Source organism: Abiotrophia sp., assembly GCF_057275535.1.
The window spans coordinates 232,114-244,821 of sequence record NZ_DBHIRJ010000002.1; the positions used below are offsets into that span (position 1 = coordinate 232,114).

1 protein-coding gene is annotated in these 12,708 nt (G+C 45.1%); it reads right to left on the reverse strand.

Annotated elements, in window-relative coordinates:
• Positions 1 to 80 precede the first annotated feature (80 nt).
• Positions 81 to 12,584, reverse strand: a complete 12,504-nt coding sequence (locus ACO53F_RS02585; protein ID WP_485137177.1) for an isopeptide-forming domain-containing fimbrial protein — start codon at positions 12,582 to 12,584, stop codon at positions 81 to 83.
• Between the last annotated feature and the right edge of the window lie 124 nt (positions 12,585 to 12,708).

Sequence of the window (12,708 nt, forward strand, 5' to 3'; positions counted from 1 at the left end):
CCTGCTCGCAAGGTGCCCGACCTTTATATAGACAAAAACAAGCCTCCCCTAGGGGAGGCTTGTTTAGGACTCATGTCAGATTAGGCGTCTTGACGCTTTCTGAAGGTCAGGTACCCACCTGCAAGGGTCATGAGGAACCCTGCGAGGATCGCACCGAGGTTGGTAACTTCACCAGTTGCTGGCAATTCTGGACCAGGGTTAGCTGGTGGAATTGAGATGGTTGGTGGAGTTGGTGGTGTTTGTGGTGGGGTTGGTGGTGTGTAAGGTTTGACATACACAATGTTGGTTACTTCAGGTGTGTGGTCAAACTCTACAGTCGCTTTGTTAGGTACATAGCCGTTGTTCGGATCAGCTAAGTATTCCTTACGTGCGCGATCAATGTCAGTAATCGTTGCGTAGATTACAAGACGGATGTTGCGACCTTCTAGGAGTTTCAAGACATACTCGTTGGTGATTTCGAAGGTTACTTGGTTACCTACTACTTTGAGTTCACCTAACTTAGCAATAGACTCATCGGTCAATTCGCCAGTAACTTTGTTACGGTTTTCGATTGCTTCGTTGAAGTCCTTGATTGCTTGATATTTCTTACCTTTCTCTGCATCAAGTGAGTCTTTCCCATCTTCGTACTCTTTGATTTGCTCTTTGAGTTCTTTGATGAGTTTTTCGAACCCTTTGACGCGTTCAGCAATTTGCTCTGGAGTCTCTTCTTGACCTTCTGGAGTCAATTGACTCGTGATCACAGAGTTAGAGCTTGCTACTGCTTGGGCAGCAGCACGAGCAGATTCGAGTTGAGCGGTCAAGCTTTGAACAGCGGCATTAGCTTCTGCTTGAGCAGCAGATGCTGCTTCTACTTGAGCTTGTAAGTTAGCACGAACTTCTGCTTGATCTTCAGGAGTTGCAGCTAATTGTTCGTTCAAGCCAGCAAGAGCTTGCGCTTTTTCTTGAGCTGTTGCTTGAGCAGCAGCTAATTGACCTTCAAGTTCTGCTACACGTGCATTTTGAAGTGCTGGATCAACGGTAGGCTCTGAAGCAACTGGAGCTGCTGAAGATGATTCGCTAGAAGATGCGGCATCTTCACCTTTCAGTTTCTTGAGTTTCTTCTCGTTGTCTTCCAACTTGTCTTTGAGTTCTTTGAGTTCAGGGAGAGCTTGGTCCATATCAACCTTCTCGCTGTCGATCTTGATGCTTGTACGTTGAACACCTAATACGGATTCAAGTACGTCCGTGATCTTCATTTGTTTATGGAAGGAGTTAGCAGGAATGAAATCTTGCTTAGCCTTGACTTCATAACGGAATACTTCGTTTTCTGATTGAAGTTCAAGTCTGTTATCCGCATCAGGAGTTGTACCTGACTCGGTGTAAATTTCCTTCTGACCTGGAGGTGTGGTTGGAGGGCCTGGAGGTGTAACCGGAACGATGTTGGAATCTTTTTGAAGCTTAGGATCGTTGTTAATCATGTAGCTTGCCTTGTTCGGTACACTTGGAGTGCCGCTTGTGTTATATGGAGTGAGGTCTGCACCGTCACGGATCTTCGCTTTGAACTTAATTTGGATTGGTGCGTTGGCGTTAGCCTTCACGAATTCCTTACTAAATTGAACGAAGAGGTATTGACCATCTTGGACAACTTGGTAATCAGTGTCTGCAAGAGGCGCGAAGTTAGCAGATACTTCTGCTTGACCAACGAATTCCAATACTGGTTCGAGGGTATCACTTACGTTGAAGGCATGAGCGTTCGTAGGAACAGCTGTTGTAATCGTGTAAGTGAATTCTTCGTTGACAGCTTTCAATTGGTAAGCGTCTTGGTCGTTGACAGCCTTAGTGATGTTTGGTTCATCTGGCTTGGTTGGTGGTACAACCGGTACTTCGTTAGAATCCTTCACTAAGTCAGGATTATTGTTGATGATGTATTGAGCCTTGTTCGGTACACGAGGGTCTTCTTGACCGGTCATGTAAGGTGTCAAATCAGCATCTTCTTTAATCTTGGCTTTGAATTCAATGTGTACTGGCTTACCAGCATTTGAGGTCACTTCTTCTTGAGTCAAGGCAACACGGATGGTTTGACCCATAATCGTGATGTGGCTATTGTCTAAGACTTGACCGTTAAGTGTTGCAACTACTTGATCTTTGTCTACAAATTCAAGGACTGGTTCTAACTTATCGAGGACTGCGAAGGCAGTAGCAGCAGTTGGAACAACTGTGTCTAAGGAGTAAGTGAAGACTTCTTCCTTAGCCGTCAAGTAAGCAGAATCTGCGTCGTTGACTTTCTTCTCTAGATCAGGAGTGGTTGGTGGTGGTGTTACAGGCACTTCGTTAGAATCCTTGCGGATGTTTGGATCGTTGTTGATCATGTAAGAAGCCTTGTTAGGGATCTTAATGTTGCCTGGTTCACCTGCATTGCCAACGATGTAAGGGTTGAGGTTAGCCCCCGCCTTAATCTTAGCCTTGAAGGTTACGTTAACTGGCTTGCCGTGGAGGTTAATTGCTTGTTCCTTAGACAAGTTGACAGTTAAGGTTTGACCGCTTGTTTGAACATCGGTAATTGCTTGGCCATCTACTGTTGCAGTTGGCGTGTCTACGAATTCGAGTACATCTACCAAGGTATCGGTTACCGTGAAGGCAGTCGCGTTCATTGGTACAGTGGTATCGATGGTGTAGGTGAAGGTTTCGTCATGGGAAGCAAGCATTGCTTCATAGGCGTTGTTAACCTTCTTCTCGATGTCCGGAGTGGTTGGTGGTGGTGTTACTGTTACAGGTTCAGAATCCTTATGAATCTTAGGATTATTGTCGATGTCGTAAGACGCACGGTTAGGTACGCGGACACCATCAGCAGTGATGTGCGGTGTTAAGTCTGCATCGGCCTTAATCTTAGCCTTGAATTCTACTGTGACAGCCTTACCGAACTTGTTGACAACTTGAGTCTTAGCCAAGTTGACTTTCAAGGTTTGACCTTCAATCTTCACGTCGGTAATGGCTTCGCCGTCTACTGTTGCGGTTACGCTGCTTGCGTCGCCTACGAATTCGAGGGCGTCTACCAAGGTATCGGTGATACCGAAGACAGTAGCGTTCTCTGGAACAGTGGTATTGATTGTGTAGGTGAAGACTTCGTCGCTCTTAGCTAGGTCAGCGTGGACTTGGCCGTTAACCTTCTTCTCAATATCAGGCGTGGTTGGTGGTGGTGTTACTGGTACAACGTTAGATTCTTTGCTGATGTTAGGGTTGTTGTTAACTGTGTATTGAGCCTTGTTCGGCACCTTGACGCCATCTTCGGTCAGGTAAGGACTCACGTTCAAGTTAGCATCTGCCTTAATCTTAGCAGTGAATTCAATGTGTACTGGTTTACCGTGGAGTTTGACTGCTTGTTCTTGCGTCAAGTTGACGGTCAAGAGGTCGCCTTCAATCTTCACATCAGTGATTGCTTGATTATCAACAGTTGCCTTAACGCTAGATGCATTACCTGCAAATTCAAGTGCAGCATCCAATTTATCGGTTACTGTGAAGGCAATCGCGTTATCCGGTACAGTTGTGTCGAGGGTGTAAGTGAAGACTTCGTCACGTTTGCCGAGGAGTTCTTCAAGCTTGTTGTTAACCTTCTTCTCGATGTCCGGAGTGGTTGGTGGTGGTGTTACCGTTACAGGTTCGGTATCTTTATGAAGTTTTGGATCATTGTTGATATCGTAGCCTGCTTTGTTAGGAACTTTGACGCCATCAGCAGTAATGTGTGGTGTCAAGTCTGCATCGGCTTTAATCTTAGCCTTGAATTCAACCTTGACTGCCTTGCCAAACTTGTTCAATACTTGTTGCTTGTCTAAGTCAACAGACAGTTTTTGCCCTTCAATCTTCACATTGGTGATGGTTTCGCCGTCTACTGTTGCAGTGACAGAGGAAGCATCGCCTACGAATTCTAGAGCGTCTACCAAGGTATCAGTAATACCGAAGGCAGTTGCGTTCTCTGGAACAGTAGTTTCAATGGTGTAAGTAAATTCTTCGTCACGAGCACCTAAGTCTACATGAGCTTGGCCATTTACTTTCTTAGAAATATCTGGGGTGGTTGGTGGTGGCGTTACTGGTACTTCATTAGAATCCTTAGTGATGTCAGGATTGTTGTTGATCATGTAGTTGGCCTTGTTAGGAATCTTGACGCCATCATTAGTAATGTAGGCAGCAAGGCTCGCACCAGCTTTGATCTTAGCCTTGAAGGTTACTTTCACGCTCTTGCCTGGGTTCTTAGTTACTTGGTCTTGGGTTAATTTCACTACTAAGCGTTTAGTATCTTGTTCTTCAGAACCAACAGTCTTCTTAGCGTCAACTGTTTCGACACTTGCTTCGCTAGTTACATCTTTACCATCCAATTCAACTGTAGCAGTGCCATCGAATTCCAATACTGGTTCGAGGGTATCGCCGATTTCGAACATGTAGGCATTGTTTGGTACCTGAGTTTCGAGAGTGTAAGTGAAGGACTCTTCGCGTGTTGCTAAGTTAGCGCTAAAGTCGTTGTTAACTTTCTTCTCGATATCTGGTGTGCTTGGTGGTGGGGTAACTGTTACAGTGTTAGACTCAACATCTGGACGATGGTTGACGCTGTAACGCGCCTTGTTAGGCACACGAGTTACGCCATCAGTTGCATCAATGTATGGAGCTAATTGAGCTGGGGTCAAACCTGCCTTAAGCTTAGCTTGGAAGGTTACAGTTACAGCTTTCTTAGCGTTATTGATTGCTTGGGCTTCGGTCAATTCCACTTTAAGCGTGCTGGTTGCTGCGTCAAAGGTTACTTGACTTGCATCAATTGCATCGTCACCTAACTTAGCTTCAACTGTGCTTACGTCACCCGCAAGTTCGAGGACTGGATCCAAGGTGTCGCTGACTGCGAAGGCAGTTGCGTTAGCTGGAACAACAGTTTGAATCTTATAAGTAAATGGTGATTCTTGAGTTTCAAGAGTTTCTGCTTGCTTATCGTTAACAGTCTTCTCAATCTTCTCTTCGCTTGGTGGAGGCGTTACGGTTACTGGGCTAGACTCTTTCTTGAATTCGTTGTTAATCAAGTATTGAGCCGTGTTAGGCACCTTAATTTCACCGTTGACGATGTAGGCACTGAGGTTAGCCCCTTGTCTGATCTTAGCCTTGAATTCAACATGGACAGCTTGGCCAGGTTTCTTAGATGCTTGATCTTGTGACAAGTTGACAGTCAGTACTTGACCGTTGATTTGTACATCAGTGATTGCTTCGCCACCAACTGTTGCAGTAACAGCTGTTGCGTCGCCCACGAATTCCAACTCAGCCTTGAGTTCGTCGGTAATAGTGAAGGTAGCAGCGTTTGTAGGTACTACTGTGTCAATGGTGTAGGTGAATTCAGCTTCTGGCGTTGCCAATTGCTCATCAACCTTACCGTTAACCTTCTTGTCGAGGTCTGGTTGAGAAGGTGGTGGAGTGATATGTACGGTGTTAGAGTCTTTCTCTGGTTGATGGTTGACACTGTATTTAGCAGTGTTAGGAACCATGATGACGTTGTTGTCAATGTAGCCAGAGAGATCTGCGCCTGGACGAACTTTGGCGTTGAAGCTCAAGTGGAGAACTTTGTCTGCATTGTTGAGGGCTTCTTCTTCAGTCAAGGTTACCGTCACTTTGCCAGCAGTGTCATCTTTGACAATGTGGTCTGCGCTGAGGTCCTTGCCATCCAAGGTCGCTGTTGCGTCGCCGTCAAATTGTAATTCAGGCACGAGGGTATCACTTACATAGAAGGCAGTTGCGTTCTTAGGAACCGTTACGTCAACAGTGTAGTTGAAGACTTGGTCAGCCGCATCTAGTTTCTTGTAGTGAGCGCCGTCAACTTTCTTCTCAATTGTTGTTTCAGTTGGCGGTGGAGTTACCGTTACACGGTTAGAATCCTTATCGAATTCTGGTTTGTTGTTGATGTGGTAGGTTGCCTTGTTAGGTACCTTGATGACGCCGTTTTCTACGTAGTTACGTAAGTCAGCATTGTCACGAATCCGTGCTTGGAAGGTGAGTTTAACTGGCTTCTTAGCCATTGCAGCTTGTTCAGGAGTCAAGTTCACAGTCAACAATTGGTCTTGAATCGTGATTTGGCTTGCGTCGATAGCAGTACCGTCTACAGTTGCAGATGGTGTGCCTTCAAATTGCAAGACTGGATCTAATTGGTCAGTGATGTTGAAGACAGTGGCATTTTCAGGAACAGAAGTTTCAACAGTGTAAGTGAAGACTTCGTTTTCTGCATTCAATGTGTAGTCATCAACGTCGTTAACCTTCTTAGTGATGTCAGGACGGGTTGGTGGTGGAGTTACCGTTACTGGCTCAGATTCCTTACGCATGTTAGGTTGGTCGCTGAGGTCGATACGGTAAGCTGCCTTGTTAGGTACGCGCGTTACGCCATCAGTTTGAGAAATGTATGGCTTCAATTCTTCTAAGGTTACGCCTTCTTTGAAGCGAGCCTTGAAGGTGATGCTTACCTTCTTACCAGCTTTAGCTTGTACTTGTTCACGAGACAAGGTCACAGTCAAGAGACGGTCAACCGTTGTCACGTTAGTGATCGCTTCGCCATCAACAGTTGCTTCAACTGGAGTGCTGCTGAATTGAAGAACTGGCTCGATTGTATCGGTCACTTCAAATTCAGTTGCGTTTGTAGGAACGAGGGTTTCTACCTTGTAAGTGAATTCTTCTTCTGGCGTTAATACGTCATAGTGAGTCGTGTCATTTACAGTCTTAGTGATTTCTGGCGTTGTAGGTGGTGGTGTCACCGTTACAGGTTTAGATTTCACCTTCAAGTCAGGGTTGTCATTAATATGGTAAGAACCTTCGTTAGGAACCTTGGTGCGGCCATCTGTCTTGTCGATGTACTTGTCTAAGTTCGCGTTCTCACGGATCTTAGCCTTGAATTCGATATGGATTGCCTTACCAGCGTTCTTCAAGACTTCTTCTGCAGTGAATTTCACGCTCAAGGTTTGACCTGTCTTTGTGATTTCACCAGCTGTTTGGACGCCGTCGACTGTTGCCACTACGTCGCCTGTACCGAAGTCTAATTCATCTACTAAAGTATCGGTTACTGTCATGGCCGTAATGTTACGTGGCATTTCAGTATCGAGTTTGTAGGTGAATTCTTCGCCGTCAGCCTTCAATTGATAGCTTTCTGCATCGTTAACAGTCTTCTTCAAGTCTGGCTTGGTTGGCGGAGGAGTTACTGTTACAGTGTTAGATTCAACATCTGGAACGTTAGGAATGTTGACACCATAAGATGCCTTGTTAGGCACGCGTTCAGTGCCGTCTTCTGCGGTCGTGTAGCTAGACAAGTCCGCATCTGCCTTGATAGCAGCTTTGAAGGTTACAACTACTTCTTTTTCAGCTGATTTCAAGACTTCTTCTTGAGTTAAGGCTACAGTTACCACTTGACGGTCACCGTCAGCTTCAACCTTGATTTGGTCAGCAGCGATTGCCTTGCCATCTAAGGTTGCTGTTACATTGCCTTTAACTTCTAAGACTGGTTCAAGACGGTCAGTTACCTTGAATTCAGTGATGTTGCGTGGAACCTTAGTCTTAACAACATATTCGAATTCTTCAGCCTTGTCATTGAGTTGGGCATGTTCTGCACCATTGACAGTCTTAGTGATTGGTGGAGTTGTTGGTGGTGGCGTTACTGTTACTGGTTCTGATTCCTTGAAGATGTTCGGATCATCGTTAACGATGTACTTGGCGGTGTTAGGAACTTTCTCAGTGTTGTCATCTGCGGTACGGTAGTCTGTTAAGTCTGCGTTAGCGCGGATGATTGCCTTAAATTCAACGTGAACTGGTTTGCCAGCTTTAACAGCTTCGTCACGAGTGAATTTAACAGTCAAGGTTTGACCATTCTTAGTGATTTCACCAGCAGTTTGTACGCCATCTACGGTTGCAATCACGTCGCCAGAACCGAAGTCTAAAACAGGTTTGAGTTCGTCGGTTACAGTGAAGGCTGTCGCGTTTTGTGGGATGGTTGTATCAATCTTATAGGTGAATTCTTCGCCGGCAGCTTGCAATTGGTAATGACTTGCATCATTAACCGTCTTAGTGATAGCTGGCGTTGATGGTGGAGGAGTTACAGTGACTGGATCAGATTCAACTTCTGGCTTGTTGTCTACTTGGAAGGAAGCCTTGTTAGGAACCTTAACAGTAGGGTCAGCAGCTGAAGAGTAAGCAGAGAGATCTGCATTGTCCTTGATCTTAGCGTTGAACTGTACGTGAACTGGTTTTTCAGCGTTCTTCAATACTTGTTCTTCAGTCAAGGTTACAGTAATCTTCTGACGAGTCTTGCCGTCTACTTCCACATCTTCAATTGTGATTTGGCTTGATGGAATTTCAGTGCCATCAATGTTAGCAGTTACTGCGCCGTCTACTTGTAAGACATGTTCCAAAGTATCCAATACGCGGAAAGCCTTAGCATTACGTGGAACAGTGGTGTCAATCTTATAGGTAAATGGAGTGGTTGCAGTTGCTAATTGGTCTGCCGCCTTGTCATTAACTGTCTTCTTAATAGAAGGAGTTGATGGTGGTGGCGTTACGGTAACCGGCTTGGTTTCTTTCTCAAGTTTAGGGTTATCGTTGATTTGGAATTTAGCAGTGTTAGGAACTTTTTCAGTGCCGTCTTCAGCAGAGCGGTAAGCTTCTAAGTTAGCACCGTCAACAATCTTAGCTTGGAATTCTACGTGGACTGGTTTGTCTTGGTAGTCTTTCAATTCTTGTTCGTTGAGGGTTACAGTTAAAGTCTTACCAGAAACAGTGATTTGGCTAGCCGCGATTTGGTGGCCGTCAACTGTTGCGGTTGCAGTCCCTACAAATTCGAGAACGTCTTTGAGTTCGTCGGTGATCTTGAAGGCAGTTGCGTTGAACGGAACCTTGGTGTCGATCTTGTAGGTGAATGGCTCTTCTGGAGTTGCTAATTGGTAATGCTCTACGTCATTAACTGTCTTAGTAATATCTGGAGTGGTTGGAGGTGGTGTTACAGTTACCGGTGGGGTCGGTGGTGTTTCACGAGGCACCCCGCCATCTGCAGGATTATTATAGTAGACAGTTGCCGTGTTAGGAATCTTCTTATCAGTAATACCATCCTTAATCTTAGCTGGAATTACTAATTCGATTTCTTGACCAGCTGTCAAGTTAGCGAATTGGCCAGCCTTGACTTCAGCTGTTACAGTGTTGGTTGCTGCATCGTAAGTTACAGTGAACTTATCAGCATTTGGTCCTTCAATATGAGCTGATTGGCCAGGTTGTAGTTCAAGGCGGTTATCTAAGGTATCTTTGAAGCCCCATTGCGTGTAGTTTTCAATGTTACCTGGTAATTTAGCCTTGATGTTGTAAGTGTAGGCATTTTCTTCTGCACTTGGGATCACCAAGTCATCGAGGTTACCATTAATCTTCTTGGTTGGACCTGATGGTGGTGGAGTTACGGTAACAGGTGGCGTGGTGATTTCTTTTGGATCACCTGTTGCATTTTGCTTGTTGTAAAGCACTGTCGCCGTGTTAGGAATCTTAGCTGCAGTTTCGCCATCCTTAATCTTAGCTGGGATGACTAATTCAACTACAGACTTGCCTGCGATTTGACCAAAGGCATCAGACTTCATAGTGGCCGTGATGGTGCGCGATGTTTCATCGTAAGCCACGTCGAAGTACTTAGCGAATTCACCTTTAATAGAAGGTTGTTGACCCGCTTGCAGTTCTAGACGTTCATCAAGGACATCCTTAATTACGTAAGTACCGTAGTCACGGATGTTACCTGGCAAGGTCGTCTTGATGTTGTAGTTATAGTGGTTTTCTTCCCATGATGGGATGTAGAGGTCGTCTAAGGTATCGTTAATCTTCTTAGCGACAGCTGGCTCGTCTGGAGTAACCGTTACAACTTCTGACTTCTTAGGAGCCTTGTTATCGAGCGTTACGCTAGCATCGTTAGGAATCTTAACTACGCCGTTAGCATCCTTGAAGCGGTCAAGGTTAGCATCTTGACGAATCTTAGCCTTGATTTGAAGATGAATCTCGGCTGGACCTAAGTTACCCTTGTTAGCACGGTTGATGGTGTTGTTGAGGGTACGTGTGATGTCCGCTTTATTTACTTGCATGGTAACCTTGTTGCCGCTGACTGAGATAAACTTCTCGAGCGCTTTAACTGGTTTACCGTTAACCATTACTTCAATGTCATGGCCGTGTGGTTTAGCACCGCTCTTGACTACTTCTAGTTCAGGTACTAATTCATCTTCTACTAAGAACTTGTCAGCAAGACCTGGCCATGCCACCTTAACATCATAGTAGTACTCGTCGTCGCGTAATGGTAAGTCATAGTGTTCGGCACCTTGATCTACCGTTTGGCTAGCGCCACGGACCTTCTTAGTAATAGTCGTTTCGGTTGGTGGTACAACGAAGACGCTGTTAGAACGACGAACGTTGGTACCTTCAGAGTCAGGAGTGTTAGACTCCCCGTTCCACATGATTTGACCTTGGTTCAAGACCCCAAGACCATCGTTTTCTTGAAGAATCTTAATGTATTCCTTCTGGTTAACATCAAATGGATATTGATCGTTGAAGCGAGCCTTAATGTGGAGTTGGTAACGTGCCCACTTGTGGCCACCCCATTCCCCTTCATTGACGCTCTCAGTCTTAATACCTGGCTTCTTAGGAATGTCGGCAATGACGGTGGTTCCCATGTTGCCCTCTTGGTCGGCTTCTTGAACCTGACGAATCGTGAAGTCGTTGAGACGGTTACCATTCATGTCAGTTACATAAGCTTCTTGTACTAAGAGACGGTAGTTGACACGGTCAACTAAGATTGGGTTTTTCTTGAAGTTCAACGGCGCGTTGTTCATACGGTAAGTCACCGTATATTCGAATGGCTCGTGAACTGTTCCTAAGTTAGCCGCATATGCTTTCTTATTGGTAATGATTGGGTCATCGATTTGGCCTTGGTCATTACTTGCATCGCCATCTGTGATGGTCTTAGAAAGTGATGGGTAACAGTAGGACATGTCATTAACTTTGACTGTTTGTGCTTGTTTAGAACCAATTTCTGTTGTGCTATATTCCCCTACAGAGAATTTACCTACTAATTGACCAACTTCACGTTCAACTTGACCTGGCGCGTAGTCGTCACCTGGTTCTTCTTCTTCGTCTTCAGTGGTTGGTGGCGCAGTTTCGGTACGCACTAATTCATAGTCGAATTTGTTAGACCCTGGGTTGAAGGCAGCATCCGGAACAGAGATTTTTACCTTGTTGCCGTCTTGCGTTACTGTCCCACGGATTTCTTTTTCTTTGTCAGTGACTGTTTCTACAATTTTCTTGCCGTTAATGGAAACACTCTTAACCTTGTAGCCATCTGTGATGGTGAAGTCACCTTTTACGTCTTCCTTAACTAAGGCAGCCCCTACCGATTCAAGGACCTTGTTAGCGAAGACATTGATATCATTTTGTTCATTAACATAGAAGGTAGCATTCTTCCCGTTAACAACTTTGTCTGGTGAGGCCATGCTACGCAAGGTGGTAGAGAAGATTTCTTGTACCGAACGGTTGTCACCGAAGTTAACGTTAGTATGACCAAAACCTTCCTTATAAGTACGTCCATATTGACCGTTCCCTGTGAAGCCTTTTACATCTTCCCAGAAACCGATAACCACAGAACCTTCAGGGCCTACAGCTGCCTTAAGTTGTTCCCCGGCACGCTTTAATTCTTCTGCACGAGCTAAGATATTTTGGCTGGCTTCCATATAGAGCCAGTCTTCTGTTAAGTTCCAGTCACGCATCAATTGATACATGCGGGCACCACTATATTCAATGGCAACTTTACCATTGGCAAGTCGTTTCCCGTTGGCGACCCCGTCAGTAATCAGAAGGAAGACTGTCTTACGACCATTTTCCATCCCACCTTGGGAGGCTTGAACTTGTGAGCTATAACGAGTCATGATGTCTTCCAAGGCTGGTACTGTTGGCGTACCACCTTCGGTAACCATGCTGTTGATAAAGCCTTGAATTTTACCTGGATCGTTAGTTAAGTCAGTATTAAAAACACGGTAGGAAGTCCCGTCGTATTTTTCGTAAACTGGATTAGCTGTAAAGTTACTATCAGGGTTATAACCCGGATAGGCACGACGCCATGAATCATAAACACTGCTAGTGTCCCAGTTGTCGTAGGTCACTTTCCCATCTAACCCTTGGAAGGTCGCAACCATGACACGGTCAGTGGTCTTAGGGTTGTCAGTGAAGACCAAACGTGGATGATCTGGATCATATTGAGTCGCTGGCACTGGCGTGGTCAATTCGCGCAAGGCGTTTTGGACACCACCGATGGTGTTTTTGAAAGAACCAGATGTATCCTGCAAGATAACCAAGTCAATTGGCTTCCGCGGTACGGACCATTCGGTATTTTGTGTCTTGTTGATGAAGAGGTCACACCCATCCTGACGAATAGTAGTCTGACTATCTCCTGACTGAATTTCTCGAACGTTGTTATTGTTCTGCGCATGTACTACATGCCCTGGTTGAATGAGGCCTTGAAAAACCGATAAGACCATCATTAACACGAACAGTATCGAGAAACCCTTTCTAAGATTTTCTTTGTGCTTCATTATTTATATCCCCTCTTTCTAAATATTAGAACATCGTTTTGATGTTATCTAAATTAGTGGGGTCCTTGTCGTAATCAACAAGGACTTTTCACTAATTAATGGTCACGAGCCAAAATTAACATCG